Source organism: Aeromonas sp. A04 (assembly GCF_047780465.1).
Classification (GTDB): domain Bacteria; phylum Pseudomonadota; class Gammaproteobacteria; order Enterobacterales; family Aeromonadaceae; genus Aeromonas; species Aeromonas bestiarum.
On the sequence record NZ_JBLNHP010000011.1, the window covers coordinates 43,618 to 57,740 of the forward strand.

General features: G+C 57.4%; 14 protein-coding genes. 7 read left to right on the top strand and 7 right to left on the bottom strand.

Features of this window, described 5'->3' with window-relative positions:
- Positions 1–59 precede the first annotated feature (59 nt).
- Entirely contained in the window at positions 60–1,334 is a 1,275-nt protein-coding gene (gene drt2, locus ACM3N8_RS20700) for an antiviral reverse transcriptase Drt2 (RefSeq protein ID WP_290019730.1), read from the bottom strand.
- A gap of 395 nt (positions 1,335–1,729) precedes the next feature.
- Positions 1,730–2,686 (bottom strand): alpha/beta fold hydrolase, encoded by a 957-nt coding sequence (locus tag ACM3N8_RS20705; RefSeq protein ID WP_290019729.1) that lies wholly within the window; start codon positions 2,684–2,686, stop codon positions 1,730–1,732.
- Between the two features lie 211 nt (positions 2,687–2,897).
- On the opposite strand from ACM3N8_RS20705, the gene ACM3N8_RS20710 reads away from it, so the two are divergent.
- On the top strand, positions 2,898–3,506 hold the full coding sequence (locus tag ACM3N8_RS20710; RefSeq protein WP_290019728.1) for a TetR/AcrR family transcriptional regulator: 609 nt from the start codon (positions 2,898–2,900) through the stop codon (positions 3,504–3,506).
- 29 nt (positions 3,507–3,535) lie between these two features.
- The gene (locus tag ACM3N8_RS20715) at positions 3,536–4,717 is read left to right on the top strand and encodes a GDSL-type esterase/lipase family protein (RefSeq protein WP_290019727.1); all 1,182 of its coding nucleotides are present in this window, start codon (positions 3,536–3,538) and stop codon (positions 4,715–4,717) included.
- 309 nt (positions 4,718–5,026) lie between these two features.
- Here the strand turns inward: ACM3N8_RS20715 and ACM3N8_RS20720 are convergent, their stop codons facing one another.
- Complete coding sequence (locus ACM3N8_RS20720; protein WP_290019726.1) at positions 5,027–5,425, bottom strand: VOC family protein; 399 nt, start codon at positions 5,423–5,425, stop codon at positions 5,027–5,029.
- A 57-nt stretch (positions 5,426–5,482) separates the two neighbouring features.
- Here ACM3N8_RS20720 and ACM3N8_RS20725 point away from each other — a divergent pair, with 57 nt between their 5' ends.
- The 3 genes from ACM3N8_RS20725 to ACM3N8_RS20735 all read left to right on the top strand — a co-directional run bounded on the left by ACM3N8_RS20725 (position 5,483) and on the right by ACM3N8_RS20735 (position 8,186).
- The gene (locus tag ACM3N8_RS20725; protein WP_416016552.1) at positions 5,483–6,406 is read left to right on the top strand and encodes a helix-turn-helix transcriptional regulator; all 924 of its coding nucleotides are present in this window, start codon (positions 5,483–5,485) and stop codon (positions 6,404–6,406) included.
- A 202-nt stretch (positions 6,407–6,608) separates the two neighbouring features.
- Complete coding sequence (locus ACM3N8_RS20730) at positions 6,609–7,610, top strand: sensor domain-containing diguanylate cyclase (RefSeq protein ID WP_103472900.1); 1,002 nt, start codon at positions 6,609–6,611, stop codon at positions 7,608–7,610.
- A gap of 156 nt (positions 7,611–7,766) precedes the next feature.
- The gene (locus ACM3N8_RS20735; protein ID WP_043141437.1) at positions 7,767–8,186 is read left to right on the top strand and encodes a hypothetical protein; all 420 of its coding nucleotides are present in this window, start codon (positions 7,767–7,769) and stop codon (positions 8,184–8,186) included.
- A gap of 62 nt (positions 8,187–8,248) precedes the next feature.
- On the opposite strand, the gene ACM3N8_RS20740 is transcribed toward ACM3N8_RS20735, so the two are convergent.
- The 4 genes from ACM3N8_RS20740 to ACM3N8_RS20755 form a co-directional block, all read right to left on the bottom strand.
- Positions 8,249–10,243 (bottom strand): methyl-accepting chemotaxis protein, encoded by a 1,995-nt coding sequence (locus ACM3N8_RS20740; RefSeq protein WP_290019724.1) that lies wholly within the window; start codon positions 10,241–10,243, stop codon positions 8,249–8,251.
- 222 nt (positions 10,244–10,465) lie between these two features.
- Positions 10,466–10,816 carry a hypothetical protein gene (locus tag ACM3N8_RS20745; protein WP_043141431.1) on the bottom strand — a complete coding sequence of 117 codons (351 nt, stop codon included), beginning with the start codon at positions 10,814–10,816 and terminating at the stop codon, positions 10,466–10,468.
- A gap of 360 nt (positions 10,817–11,176) precedes the next feature.
- A complete protein-coding gene (locus tag ACM3N8_RS20750) occupies positions 11,177–11,503 on the bottom strand; it encodes a hypothetical protein (RefSeq protein WP_080741176.1) in 327 nt (108 codons plus the stop codon).
- A 90-nt stretch (positions 11,504–11,593) separates the two neighbouring features.
- Positions 11,594–11,770, bottom strand: coding sequence for a hypothetical protein (locus ACM3N8_RS20755; protein WP_274452918.1), 177 nt, complete (start codon positions 11,768–11,770; stop codon positions 11,594–11,596).
- A gap of 184 nt (positions 11,771–11,954) precedes the next feature.
- Here ACM3N8_RS20755 and ACM3N8_RS20760 point away from each other — a divergent pair, with 184 nt between their 5' ends.
- On the top strand, positions 11,955–12,677 hold the full coding sequence (locus ACM3N8_RS20760; RefSeq protein WP_042873218.1) for a response regulator: 723 nt from the start codon (positions 11,955–11,957) through the stop codon (positions 12,675–12,677).
- 10 nt (positions 12,678–12,687) lie between these two features.
- On the top strand, positions 12,688–14,073 hold the full coding sequence (locus ACM3N8_RS20765) for an ATP-binding protein (protein ID WP_043556095.1): 1,386 nt from the start codon (positions 12,688–12,690) through the stop codon (positions 14,071–14,073).
- The last annotated feature ends 50 nt before the right edge of the window (positions 14,074–14,123 follow it).

The following is a 14,123-nucleotide window of genomic DNA, read 5'->3' on the forward strand; positions in this document are numbered from 1 at the left end:
TGATGGCGGTGGTGAAGAGATTCGCCGCCGTCAACGTATAATTTTTTAGGAATGAAATATTATTTCTCATTTATTTCTTTAATAAGACGTCCCCAAAGAGGCTTTAATTGCTTTCTGATCGCATTAGATCCCATTATATTCGCCGCCTTATGGCCATAGGTGATGAAATTTCTCTTGCTTAAATGAGAGTAACGTTCATAAATTTTCTTTTTAAATAGTGGTGTTTTAGCCACGCCATCTTTTTCTTCAATGAGGTTGGCTTTTTGGTGTGTCTTTTTAGCTAACCTTACCCCAGCTTTCATTCTGCCTGAAAACCTAGCTAGGGCTGCTGATCTGATTAATTTTCTTTCGCCATCATAAATAAAGCCTAAGTACTGCAGTGGCTTGTCGCATTTTTGAACTCCACGGTATGTATGGAAAGTTCTAATTTCTGTTTTTTTATCATTTATCTCTATTTTTAGCTCGGAGATACTTTGTGTCACTAGAGACATTAACTCGCTAGTTTTATCACTGTCGATGATAAAAAGCATATCGTCACAGTAGCGATAGTATTCTCCTGAAATAGATTTAACTATGTCTCTTATTTTCTTGTCGAAATCTAGCATATATATATTGGAAAGAAGGGCGCTTATAGATGTTCCTTGTGGTATTCCTCTCCCAGTCGAGTTGGTTTTTATTAACTCAAGGCCTCGCACTTTCTCTCTGAAGGTTTTTATATCACAAAGCCTTAATCCTGCAGCTTTGGGGTTGTTTTTCGATATTTTAAGTGCTGTATACAATAGGTCTCTATTGACCACGGAAGATTTAGTTAGAGACCTATATATATTAAAATGATCATTGGGTAATGAGTTTTTTTGGAGTAGTTTGCACCACATTGATTTGAGTATCTCATGGTCTAAATTATCAAAAAAACCAGAGATATCCATGGCGATTGCAGTGCAATCGCTATGAGCCTTTATTTTTTCAAAGGCTATGTTAGCAAAATCAATATTACTTTTTCCAAGAGTTCTAAAAGCAAGTACGGAGTCTTGCAGTTGCGATTTATCGAGAGCTTTTTCATATAAATCAGATAATAACTCTGCATAGTAAGAATAAATGTGAGAGTCGATATGTGATGCGTATGAGATTGGTCTTGTTTTTATTTTTTTTAGAACATTGCCATCCTTGTCTATTGATATTTTAAGACTTTGTATATCGTACTTGATTAGCGGGAAGAAAGCATGCTGGGCGACATTAAGGGGAGATTTGACTATTTGACATGCTTTCCGTAATTTTACTGGAGAATCAAAATGTAAGTAGCCACGACTCCGAAACCATTTATTTTCTGAGTTCATCATGTAAGCCTTAAATTGCAAAACCCGGAAAGGTAAAGGACTGTGGCCATCCGATTCCCAATCCGGGCTTAACAAACGTACTTAAATACGCATTCACAACATCGATATGATGTCGGCCACGAATGTCAGATATGATATATGATACCATCATCGCAGGAGTGTTCGACGTGAGTCTACTAGCCATCTGCGGCCATGCAAGTCGTCTGCTAGCCAGTGTACTGGTGAGCTTTCTACTTGACAGCTTGTGATACACCTTACTTCCTAAATAAGTAAGCGAAGCCATAATAAAATGCGATGAGAGAAAACACAATAAAATATTGACTATGTATTGCGCTTTTTACTCCACATCATAAAACAATTTTTATATTTTAAACTTTCGTATATTGGCGGTGCATTTATTTTCTCAAAAACGGCAGCAATACTGTCATCAGCTGTTCCGGGCACTCTTCCGTTACGAAGTGACCGCACTCGCTGAGCATTGCGCCCTGCAAATTCACCGCTCTTCCCTGCATCGTCTGCTGTGGTGCATCACGGGTGGCATGATCTGCACCTATGGCCAGAACCGGCATCATCAATTTCTTCTCAGCCCGCTGTTTATTCTGCTGGATGGTTTGCGGAATCGCCCGGTAATACGAAAATCCTGCACGCAGTCCGCCAGGTGAAGAATAAGCATCAATATAGGTTTGTGCGGCGACGCGATCACGACGATAAGACCAGTGGTCAAAGATAAAATTCAGATATTCCCGTTCTTTGCCGGCCGTCAGCATTTCCGGCAAATCCTGCACCTGATTAAACATAAAGTGCCAGAGGAAAATATTCTCCTGTGGATCGACAAAGATGGACGGTGCCGGCGCCAGGCCCGGAATGACTGCCTCGGTCAGCGCTATTTTTTTAATGTCTGCGGGATAGTCACTTGCCAGCGCATAACCAACCCACATGCCGATGTCGTGACCGACAACCGAATATTGCTTATGGCCCAGCTGATTCATCATCCTGTGCAATGTGGTTGCCACCGCCCCGGTATCATAACCCGTAGTCGGCCGTGCGGAATAACCGGTTCCCGGCGGATCAACCGCTATCGCCATATAGCCTTCGGCAGCGAGTCTGGTCATCACATGACGCCATGCATACCAAGTTTGCGGCCAGCCCGGGATCAGTAACACAGGTTCCCCCTTTCCCGCCGTCACGTAATGCATCTTCTGTCCTGCAACGTCGACATACTGATGCTGGAAATCTGCCTCATTAACCTGCGTTGTCACTGCCGCGCTTTGTGCATTTGCCGCGACGGCAGTGCCATGCAATGGGAACAGCATGACCAGTGTCAGCAATGCCCTGATGAATGATGTGTTCATACTTTTTCCGTCTGAATGATTGATAAAAAATACCCGCAGCAGGCCATAGACAGAGCCCGTGTCAGCTGCGATGGCACCTATTGTTTGTCGATCAACAGCGAATAGGTTAAGAGGGCCTTACAATCTTTGTCAATCAACAAAAAATAATTCTTTGTTAGTCGACAATGAACTGGTAGCCTTTGTCTGAAATGACTGATGCGGAGAGTGTGTTGTGGCCGGAAGACCAAGAGAGTTCGATCGTGAAGAGGCATTGCGCAAAGCAAAGGAGGTGTTCTGGCAGCGTGGCTATGAAGGGATATCCCTGTCTGACCTGGTTGCTGCACTGGGGATTGCTTCTGCCCGTATTTATGCCGCCTTCGGCTCAAAGGAGAATCTTTTCCGTGAGGCGATAGCGCTTTATCTGGCCGAAGAAGGTGCTTTTGCTGACACCGCCCTGTCACAGCCGGATACCCGCCTGGCTGTCAGGCAACTGCTTGTGAACGCGGTTGAAAACTACACCCGAGACGATCGGCCGCACGGCTGTATGGTGGTGTTGTCGCTGACCAACTATGGCCGTGACAACGAAGAGGTCATGGCATGGCTGGCCGGTTACCGCCGGGAGCGGATTGACGGCATAGTACAGCGCATCCGGCAAGGCGTTCAGTCCGGTGATCTGCCGGAAAACACCGATATACAAGCGCTCGGAGATTATGTGGCGACCCTGTTTCACGGGATCTCCATCCAGGCCCGGGATGGCGTCAGCCGGGCGCGTCTGATGGCAATGACAGATATCGCCATGCACACCTTTGATGTCATGACGGCCCCGCCGGACGCGCACTAAATCCGTTATTCATTTCAGGAGAGTTTCTGATGTCATATTCAGTGCCTTCAGCCCCGTCAATGCGCGACAAGTGGATATGCACCTGGCTTTCCACCTCTCAGCCTGCATCGGGAGACGCTTTTCCGTTTCCATCGGATATACCGGTAATTCATGGGGCGCAGACACTCAGGCAGACACTGCGCATCAGCCTGGGCGGCCAAAAGCTGCGGCTGATCTTTTCCAATCGCTATGGCGCACAGCCGCTGATAACAGGCGAGAGCTATATTTCCGTGTCTGATCTGTGCGGTGCACTGCCTGTCACCTTTAATGGGCAAACCGGCGCGATAATTCCTGCGGGGGGCACTCTGTGCAGTGATGAAATTCCACTGGATATTCCATCACTATCGGTGATCAATCTGCGGACATATCTGCCGGAGCAGATCCCGGTCAATACCTTCCACTGGGATGCCCGTCATTTTTCGTTGCTTGAACCGGGTAATCAGGCCATCAGGGAAGCAGCCGGCGATGGTCAGAAAATCAGTTCCCGTCTTCTGGTTGAAAGTGTCCAGGTTCAGCCGGAATCTGCGTGCCGCACTCTGGTCGTCATCGGTGACTCTATGGTGGATGGTAACGGCGTGGAGATGGACACCTATGGCCGTTGGACCGATTTTTTGGCAGAGCGCCTTGTTCCCGAAAATATTGCGGTGGTGAATGCCGGGCAGTCGGGTTCCCGGCTACTGAAAGACGGCGTCGGCATCGCTACCTTGTCGCGTTTTGAGCTGGATGTGGTGCAGCAACCCGGTGTCACTGCCTGTATCGTGCAGGTCGGACTGAATGATATCGGGTTGGCGGGTACGGCACTGGATCCGGAAAATCCGGTGCCGGCGGCAACCGTGCTGATCAACGCCTATCGGCAATTGCTGAAGATTGCGCGGGAATACCGTATCCGCATGACAGGCGTAACCCTGGTACCGCTGCGGGGAACCGGTGAATATGGTATTGAGCACTTTTATCAGCCTGAGAAAGAGGTTGTCCGGCAGGCAGTGAATCACTGGATGCGAACAAGCGGGGAGTTTGATGCTGTTATTGACTGCGACCTGCTGGTACGGGATCCGAAATGCATTCAACAGCTCAGCGCGCAATATGATTCCGGGGATCATCTTCATCTCAATCATGAAGGGCATCTGCGGGTCGCGCAGTCAGTTCCGCTGGCCGTTATCCGGGCTGATTGACTGCTTATTTCCCCGGCAATATCAAAAGCCCCGCTATTTAGCGGGGCGTTACAATTCAAAAATAATCCGTTATATCCATCTACACAGGCCGTGTCATTTTTCAATCAAGGCTTATGCCATCCGGAAATAGCGCCAAGGATCAAGGATCTATCCAAGCAGTTACCTGTACTTAGGTCGCGCATACATGGAGCGCTTTGCTGAACCTGTGTCTGCAAATGCAGGAGGTGATGAACACCCACACTGCGGATGAGCCGAAAGAGCCCGGATCGCCAGTCTGTTCTTTGGCCAACTTGTATCGATCCCCATGGGCTAGAGGGTCAGTTCCAGCCGGTTGCCTTCGGGATCCAGAAAGGTGCTCTCGTAATAGCCGTCGCCGGTCCAGCGGGGGCCGTCCAGGTGTTTGACCTCGGCGCCCTTGAGCAGTTTGAGGCGCGCCGTCATCTTGTCTACCGCCTCCACACTGCCGAGGGAAAAGGCGAGATGGGCCAGCCCCTGCAGTGGGTGCGGCAGGCTGAGATCCGCCGGAAACAGGATAGGGCTGTGCATCAGCTCCAGACTGGCGCCCCCTTCGAAGCACACGAAGTAGGACGAAAACTGTTTGGCCGGGTTGTGGTAGCGCTCATTGGTCTGCCCGCCAAACAGAGAACAGTAGAACGTCTTGAGCGCCTCCAGATCCTGCGCCCAGATGGCGACGTGATGTATGTGCATGGCTGGTCTCCTGTGACTTGATACCGACCATGCTATGCTGGGCCTTGAATGTTCGACATGGCTGAGCCCGTCCTGATGATGTCTGAAACTGCCAATCCTGAAGTCATTGAAGTCTCCCCCGACTGCCGCGAACAGATCTGCTGTGACAGCCTGTTGCCCGCCCTTGCCCAAGAGCAGGTGTGGCTGGCTGGCCATTCCCACCTGCGCAGCCACTACCGGATCGAGCGCCGCCTGGCGGACGTGCACTGTTTTCTGCTGACCCTGGGGGGCGAGGGGGAGGTGCTGATCGGCGATCGTCTAGAGCGACTCAAGATTGGGGAGTGGGCCCTGATCCCGGCCGGGGAACCGCTCTGCTATCAATTGCCTGAGCTGCAGCTGCCGGACAGATCGTCGTCAGAGCCGCGCGGCGACTGGGATCTGGTGTGGCTGCTGCTGCACAAGGACTCCCCCTGGGATGCCTTCGCCAGCCACCCCAGGCTGGGTTGTACCTCCCAGCAGGCCAGCTTGCTGCACACCCTGGAGAACCTTTACGCGGAGCAGGAGCGCCACCAGGACCCGCTGCTCAGTGCGCTGCTGGTAGAACAGCTCGGCTTTTATCTGCGCCGCCTGCTGCAAAAGGGGGAGGGGCAGAGTCGCGGTGAGCGGCTGGCGCTGCGTCTCGAGCTGATGCTGAAAGAGTCGCTGGCCGAGTGCTGGGACATAGGGCGGATGGCCGATGCCCTGCACCTCTCGCAGCGCCAGCTCTATCGCCTCTGCCAGCAGCACTTCGCGCTGGCTCCCATGGCCTTGCTGCAACGGCTGCGCTTGCAACGGGCGGCTCTGCTGCTGGCCAGTCGCGGCGAGCCGGTGAAGCAGCTGGCCCAGCTGTGCGGCTTCAAGAACGAGTACCACTTCTCCACCGCCTTCAAACGCCAGCATGGCCTGGCTCCCAGCCATTATCGCAGCCTGCATCATCCCGGATTTAAAACCGGACAAGGGTGAGATCCTGAGCCACACTGGTTGCTACTGTTGTTGTTCATACGAACCCGATAGCGGCCGATAACCCTGTTAACCAGAGGTGGATCGTGCGCCGGCAGGCAGATATTGGGTTGCGCTTCATAGTTGTCGTCTCTTCGTTGTCGTTTTCCACCAATCAGGTTTGAATCCCCCGCGTCGGCGGGGTTAGAGGGCAAGGATGGTCTCTATGCTGCAAGACAGTGACACGATCAGGATCTCGGACGTCAGCGAAGCCGTGGTGCACGGCATTCTGGAGGTGGTGAGCGACGGGATCTGGGACTGGAACGCCAACACGGGTTTCGTCTATCGCAATCCAGGCTGGTATCAGATGCTGGGCTACGAGCCTCACTCCCTTGGCAACAACGTCTTCACTTGGGAGAGCGTGATCCACCCGGATGACATTGATCGAGTGATGGCCTGCTTCGATGCCTATCTGAGCGGCACGGCCGCCGACTATCGGGTCGAGTATCGTTGCCGCAGCCGGGAGGGCCTCTTCATCTGGATTGAGGATTGTGGCCGCGTCATAGCCCGCAATCCGGATGGCTCTGTGGCCCGCATGATAGGCGCCCATCGCAACATACATGCCCAGAAGCTGTTGTATGAACAGCTGGAATCGCGCAACCAGTCGCTGGAGCAGCAGATCGCCGAACGTACCGCCGAGCTGGTGCGGCTCAACGGGGTGTTGCAGCAGAAGGCGGAGGAGAACCGCCAGCTGGCGGAGACGGATGCCCTGACCGGGGCCGCCAGCCGCTACCGGCTGGAGCGGGTCATCAAGCAGGAGTGCGAGCGCTCCAGGCGCTTTCATCAGTCCTTCTCCGTCATCGCCATGGATGTGGATGACTTCAAGCAGATCAATGACAACCATGGCCACAGCGCCGGGGATCAGACCCTGATCAACATAGTGGCGCTGGTGCGGACTCACATTCGCGAAATTGACCTCATAGCGCGCTGGGGTGGCGACGAGTTCATGGTGGTGCTGCCCAATACCTGTCTGGCCGATGGCAGGCTGGTTGCCGACAAGCTGCGAGAGCTGATCGTGCTGTCGCGGGTCTGCGAACAGCTCGACATCACCATGAGTTTCGGGCTGGCCGAATACCTGCCGGACGAGCCCATGAGCCAGCTGATGGTGCGGGTGGATAGGGCGCTCTATCAGGCCAAGCTGGCGGGCAAGAACCAGATCTGCGAATAGTCGGATCCAGGGGGCCATAGGGTTGCCCCCCGCCTACCGGCCGTCGGATTTTTCTCTTTTCCCCCCCGAATGCGTATTGACCGATCGATTGCCTTGACTCCGCCTGAGGGCACTGGTCTGATGCGCGCTCTTTAATCCCCCACGAGACATGAATCGATGAAAAAGCGCATCCTGATTGCCCTGACTGCACTGCCCCTGTTCGCCCACGCCGGCCTGATGGATTCCCTGACCGATACAGTGACCAGCAGCGTCACCAGCAGTGCCAAAGAGATGGCCGGTACCGCCATGGACAGCGCCTCCAACGAAGCGATCAAGAAGGCACTGGACATCAAGGAAGGCGGCTCCAACAAGCAGGCCATCAAGGACAAGCTGGGCGCCCCGGCCAGCACCAAGACCGAAGCCGGTCTGGAAGTGTGGACCTATGACCTGAGCGCCCTGAACAAGGTATCTCCCATGCTGGCAGAGACCTCCAAGACCCTGTTCAAGGATGCCGAAGCCGCTCAGAAGAGCGTCGTCATCAAGTTCGAAGGCGAAACCGTCAAGACCCTGAACCTGGCCGACAAAGCCAAGGCCTGAGTCTGAACGACGTGCATGAAAAAGGGGCCCTCGGGCCCCTTTTTGCTGGCTGGAATTCCTCATCACACCTTGAAGCGGCGCACCAGGGCCAGCAGCTGACGATTGGAGCTGAGCAGTGACTCCGCGCTCTGCTCCGTGTTGCGGCCATTCTCCACCAGCAGGTTGAGCATGTCGCGAATGCTCACCATGTTGCGGTTTATCTCCTCGGTTACCCGGCTCTGCTCCTCGGCGGCGGTGGCGATCTGGCTGCTGAGATCGTGGATCTGCACCACAGAATCGGCCATGTTGTCGAGCCCTCCCGTCACCTGGCCCGTGGTATCTGCCGCCGCCTGGCAACTGTGCTTGGTCTGCTCCATGGCGACCACGGCTTCGGCCACCCCCTGAGTGAGGCGCGACAGCATGCTGCCCACCTCGGCCGTGCTGTTCTGGGTGCGGGCTGCCAGGGCGCGCACCTCGTCCGCCACCACGGCGAAACCACGGCCCTGCTCACCGGCTCGCGCCGCCTCTATGGCGGCATTGAGCGCCAGCAGGTTGGTCTGGGCGGCTATGCCACCTATCACCCCGAGCACGCTGCCGATCTGCTTGGCATCTTCCTGCATCTCCAGCACCTTGGCGGCGGCGAGATCCACCTCGTCGATCAGCGCCACCACGCTGGCGGAGGCCGATCCCACCACCTTGCGGGAGTTGGCGGCCTGGCGGTTGGCGGTCTCGGTGAAGCTCGCCGAGTCGCTGGCATGTTGTGCCACGCTGTCGGCGGTGGAGCTGAGCTCGGTGAGGGCCGTGACCACCTGATCCGTCTCGGCGGCGTGCTCGCTCAGGATCCGCCGCGCCTGACCCGTCTGTTGATCGAGCTGCGCCAGTTCGCGGGTGATGAGGTCGGTGGCGTCTGTCACCTGCACCATCATCTGCTGCAGATAGGCGATGAAGCGGTTCACCGACAGGGCGATATGATCCAGCTCGTCGTGGCCCTTCACCTGGATGCGGGCGGTCAGGTCCGCATCGCCGGCGGAGAGGGCGTCGATATTCTGCTTGAGGGTCTGCAGCCGGCTGCCGAGCTGGGTGATGGCCAGCAGCATCAGCACGAACAACAGTCCCACCAGGGGCAGCTGGATCGCGGCCAAGGTGGTGAGCACGTCCTGGCTGTCCTGGGTCAGGGTACTGGTCGGCAGGGCCGTGGCCAGCAACCAGGGGGTGCCCTCTATGGCTTGCAGCAGCAGGGTCTGCTCTTCTCCCTGATCCTGGAAGCTGGTGCGCAGCAGCCCCTTGCCCTGGCTCTGGCCGAGCAGGCTGGCGATGGCGCCGGCGAAGGGGTAATCGGTGTGGGCGGAGAGGTTGCCGAGCACAACGTCACCGCTCAGGCGGGCATTTCGGCTCAGGATCTTGCCGTCAGCCTCGACGATCATCACCTGACCACCGATCTCCTGCTCCTTCCTGGCCACCAGATCGTTGAAGAAGCCCAGGGTCACATCTATGGTCGATACCCCGAACAGGGCGCCATTGCGGTAGATCCCCATGGCGCAGTTGGTTCTCGGCTGCTGACTGGCACCATCCTTGTAGGCGGCGGCCCAGACGCACATGCCCTGCGGCGCCTGCTGGCCGGCCTTGTGCCACGGCTGCTCGAAGTAGTTTGGGGCCTCGGCCGAGTTCCAGTAGGTATTGGGGATCAGCTTGTTGGCCGCATCCCTGTGGTAGAAGGTGCTGAACTTGGCGCGGCCCGCTTCCCGCTGATCCGGCAGTGGCCAGATGCCGCCGCCAAACACCATGGCATTGCCGTATTGATCGATAAGCGCCGGCAGCAGGGCATCGATCTGCTCGCTCGGCAGTTGGGACACCAGTTGCGTGATGCTGCGGGACTGGCTCTGCACCCCGTTGAGCTGATCGCGGATGTCGGTCGCTATCTCGCTGACCCGCAGCGCCACGTTCTGTTCACCGGCCTTCTGCAACGCCGGTTTGATCCAGATCTGGATGCCAAATACCGTCAGGGCACACACCAGCGCCATGAATCCCACAAAAACGGCGCTATAGCGCCCCTTGATTGTCCCCAGACTCCACCCCATAACGACTCCTGTCTATTGTTGGCACTGTCTTGCATGGCCTTGTTATTTGAGTCGCCATTATTAGCTATTTCGAACATAAAACGTTTGTTATCGCTCACAGAACCCGGAGCAGAGGCGAAGGGAAATGAGGGGGGCCGGGGGATCGCAGAGGGCGAGCGGCCGAGCGGGAGAGGGAAACGAAAAAGGGTGGCCTAGGCCACCCTGTTGCAGGTCGAGATGCGTTTACTGGTGCGCTTCGGCGAACTGCTTCATCGCCTCGGCGTGCTTGGTCATGCCGTCGGCACGCAGCGTCAGGTTCTTCACAAACTCGGCCTTCTTGGCCGGGTCTTCGATCTTGTCGTAGCGCTGTTGCAGGTTGGTCTGGATCTGCTCCGGGGTCATGTTCTGCATGCGGGCCATCTTGTCATGGCGGCTACCGTGGTGCTTGCCACCCATCATGCCGCTGCCATCCATGGGGCAGTCGGTCATCATGCCGGCCTGGGTGGTGGCGACGGCTTCGCTGGCGGCATAGGCGCCGAGCGGCAGGCCAAGGATCAGGGTGGCGGTCAGCAGGGTTTTGGTCAGGGTTTTCATGGTCTATCTCCTCGCGGATTGAGTTCGGGTTCGGCTTGCTCGCCTTGACCCTAAGTAAACACCAGACTGGTGTCTGAACTTTGCCAGTTGAAGCCTATTTTGTAGCAGAGTGTGACACTGTGAGGCTGTGCTGTGGGTTAACGAAAACCGGGTCTGTCACAGTGTTCGAGGATAGGCCTGTCACCCTGAAAAGCCAGCGCCAATCCGCCTGGCAAAATACGCGCCGGCCTGGGGCCGGAATAGCGTTCTCAGGGGCGGAAAATGAAATACCCCGCCGGACAGCGTCTCTGGCGGGGTATTTCATGTCACCGGTCAGGCAACATGGTTATCGTGAGAAAACCACAGGGTGAATGGCTCGGCTCAGCGCTGGCGGCCGCTGCCAACGCTGTAAGGCATGCGATAGCTGTCGCTCTCACCGTCCAGGCTGAGGGTGAGATTGCCCTGGGCTCTCATCGGCAGTCGTACCTGCTGCATCCCTTTCAACTCGGCGGGCACCCGCTTGAGCACGTCGCCGGAGGCGTTGCGGATCATCAGGGTCGGGTTGGCGTTGCTGCTGCTGGCGTCATCGTGCCAGTTGACGAACAGCAGGCCGGGGGCGGCGCTGACGTCAGCCGGAATGGCTGCTTGTGCCATGCCGATCTGGGCCAGTCCGGCCAGTGCGAACAGGGTCAGGGTCTTTTTCATCATCATTGTCTCCTTGGTATGGCTCGCCGAAGGATGCCGGCGTTGTGTGTCATGGTGCCAGGCGCCGCCCTAACAATCGGGCGCTGCCTGTCATCATGGGGAAGGGAAGTGTGTCTCGCCGGGCGGGCAGAGGCCGGCCTCATCGTCATCCAGGGGGGAAGCTTGCGTCAGGCTGCTGGCCTGTGCGGGCTGATGCGGTTTGGCCGCCGCTCTGGCAAGGGCCTCGCTGGCGGCATAAGCCAGCATGAAGGGCGTGGTAAGGGCGAGCATGGCCTGTCTCCTGCAATGGACGAGTTTGGTGTGCCCTCAGTAAACCCTCGCCTTGTGTCTCAACTTTGCCGAGTGACCGCTTTTTTGTAGCAGAGTGTGGCATCTTGCTGATCTGGCACACTTTGACACAAACCGTCCGACAGATTTCCGTATACTCGTGCCAGCTCTAACAGGAGAGGCCCTCATGAACCAAAGCAGCACCCACATTCTGGTCGTCGACGATCACGGCGAGATCCGCGATCTGCTGAAACGCTTTCTGGAGCAGCATGGCCTGCGGGTCAGCTGTGCCCGGGATGGCAAGGAGATGAAGCGGCTGCTGGAGGAGCGGGAGTTCGATCTGCTGGTGCTGGATCTGATGATGCCGGGAGAAGACGGCCTGACCCTGTGCCGCGAGCTGAGGGCCAAATCCAGCCTGCCCATCATAATGCTCACCGCCATGGGGGAGGAGACGGACCGCATCATAGGACTGGAGATGGGCGCCGATGACTATCTCGCCAAGCCGTTCAATCCGCGCGAGCTGTTGGCCCGCATCAAGGCGGTGATGCGCCGCACCCAGGTCGAGCCGCAACCCGCCCCCGAGACCCTGACCCGGGATCTGCGTTTCGATCGCTGGCTGCTCGACATCAATCGCCGCGAACTGGTGGATGAGGAAGGGGTGGGGCTGAGCCTCTCCACCGCCGAATTCGACCTGCTGCGGGTGTTTCTGGAGCGCCCCCAGCGGGTGCTGAGCCGGGATCAACTGCTGGATCTGGCCCGGGGCCGCGAGGCGGTGGCCTTCGATCGGGCCATCGATACCCTGGTGAGCCGGTTGCGGCGCAAGCTGGAGCGGGATCCCAAGAATCCCGAGCTCATCAAGACCATCTGGGGCGGCGGTTATCTGTTCGCCGCCGACGTGACCCAGGTGTGACGCCGTGGTCATGATCAAGCGACTCTGTTCCCGACTGTGGCCCAAGGGGCTGACCGGCCAGATCATACTGGTGGCGCTGGCCGGGCTGGTGCTGATCCAGCTGCTCAGCATCCAGATCTACCGCTCGGATCGGGAGGAGGCGCTCGGCTATGTCAACAGCCGCAACGCCATGCAGCGCATCGTCTCTGTGGCGCGGCTGCTGGCCCTCTCCCCGCCTTCGCTCTATGACGAGATCCTCAAGGCGAGTCGCAGCGAAACCCTGCTGCTGCGCCTCGCCGACGAGCCGCTGCAACCGGACAACCGCAGCCCCCGCTTCGAGCAGCAGGTGCGTTCCCGGCTCGGTTATCCGCCGTCGCTGATGGTGGAGATCAGCGCCGAGCTGAAGCAGGACGCCCAGCGCAGCCGCGCCTGGCAGCACCACACCCGCATGATGAAGGACCGCAAGGGGATGCCGCCGCCGCAGGATATGCGGCTTTATGGCTCCATCCAGTTGCCGCGCGGTGGCTGGTTGCAGTTCAGCTCCCTGGTGGACAAGGAATCGGCGAGCTGGTCCTGGCAGACCACCTTCAACCTGATGCTGGTGGCGAGTCTGGTGATAGGCCTGATGATCTGGCTGTTCCGGCGGGCCACCCAGCCGCTCAAGCAGCTGGCCGCCAATGCGGATCGGCTGGGGCGCGGCGAAGACATAGAGCCGCTGCGGGAGGTGGGGCCGACCGAGATCCGCGAGTCGATCCAGGCGTTCAACCGCATGCACACCCGCCTCGATCGCTTCGTGCAGGACAGAACCCGGATGTTGGCGGCCATTTCCCACGACCTGCGCACCCCCATCACCAGTTTGCGGCTGCGCACCGAGTTTCTGGACGAGGGGGAGGACAAGGAGCGGATCCAGCAGACCCTGCAACAGATGGAGCAGATGCTGGCGGCCACCCTGAGCTTCGCCCGGGAGGAGGGGCAGCAGGAGGCGACCCGGGAGCTGGATCTGGTCAGCCTGCTGGAGAGCCTCTGCGATGACTACGCCGATACCGGTCAGCCTGTCACCTGCATGGTCGAGGGCAAGCAGGTCTACGCCTGCCGCGCCAACACCCTGCGGCGGGTGCTGCAAAACCTCATCGGCAACGCCATCAAGTACGCCGGCAGTGCCGAGGTATCGCTGGAGCGTACCGACAGCGAGCTGCTGATCCGGGTCTGTGACGAGGGGCCCGGCATAGATCCGGCGCGGCTGGAGGATGTGTTCAAGCCGTTCGTGCGGCTCGATGAGGCCCGCAACACCGAATCCGGCAGCGTGGGACTAGGGCTCTCCATCGCCCGCACCCTGGTGCACCAGCACGGTGGCGAGCTGACCCTGCACAACCGCGCGCAGGGCGGGCTGGAGGCCAGGATCAGCCTGCCGCTGTGAGCATAGTGACATCTGTCTGGGGAGGGCGCCGACCAGGCGCCCTCCCCATG

Excerpts from the sequence above, each read along its gene's own strand:
- drt2 (WP_290019730.1), bottom strand. The coding sequence starts at position 1,334 with ATGAACTCAGAAAATAAATGGTTTCGGAGTCGTGGCTACTTACATTTT.
- ACM3N8_RS20755 (WP_274452918.1), bottom strand. The coding sequence starts at position 11,770 with ATGCTCGCCCTTACCACGCCCTTCATGCTGGCTTATGCCGCCAGCGAG.
- ACM3N8_RS20730 (WP_103472900.1), top strand. The coding sequence starts at position 6,609 with ATGCTGCAAGACAGTGACACGATCAGGATCTCGGACGTCAGCGAAGCC.
- ACM3N8_RS20760 (WP_042873218.1), top strand. The coding sequence starts at position 11,955 with ATGAACCAAAGCAGCACCCACATTCTGGTCGTCGACGATCACGGCGAG.
- ACM3N8_RS20745 (WP_043141431.1), bottom strand. The coding sequence starts at position 10,816 with ATGAAAACCCTGACCAAAACCCTGCTGACCGCCACCCTGATCCTTGGC.
- ACM3N8_RS20705 (WP_290019729.1), bottom strand. The coding sequence starts at position 2,686 with ATGAACACATCATTCATCAGGGCATTGCTGACACTGGTCATGCTGTTC.
- ACM3N8_RS20725 (WP_416016552.1), top strand. The coding sequence starts at position 5,483 with ATGGCTGAGCCCGTCCTGATGATGTCTGAAACTGCCAATCCTGAAGTC.
- ACM3N8_RS20765 (WP_043556095.1), top strand. The coding sequence starts at position 12,688 with ATGATCAAGCGACTCTGTTCCCGACTGTGGCCCAAGGGGCTGACCGGC.
- ACM3N8_RS20720 (WP_290019726.1), bottom strand. The coding sequence starts at position 5,425 with ATGCACATACATCACGTCGCCATCTGGGCGCAGGATCTGGAGGCGCTC.
- ACM3N8_RS20715 (WP_290019727.1), top strand. The coding sequence starts at position 3,536 with ATGTCATATTCAGTGCCTTCAGCCCCGTCAATGCGCGACAAGTGGATA.
- ACM3N8_RS20735 (WP_043141437.1), top strand. The coding sequence starts at position 7,767 with ATGAAAAAGCGCATCCTGATTGCCCTGACTGCACTGCCCCTGTTCGCC.
- ACM3N8_RS20750 (WP_080741176.1), bottom strand. The coding sequence starts at position 11,503 with ATGATGAAAAAGACCCTGACCCTGTTCGCACTGGCCGGACTGGCCCAG.
- ACM3N8_RS20740 (WP_290019724.1), bottom strand. The coding sequence starts at position 10,243 with ATGGGGTGGAGTCTGGGGACAATCAAGGGGCGCTATAGCGCCGTTTTT.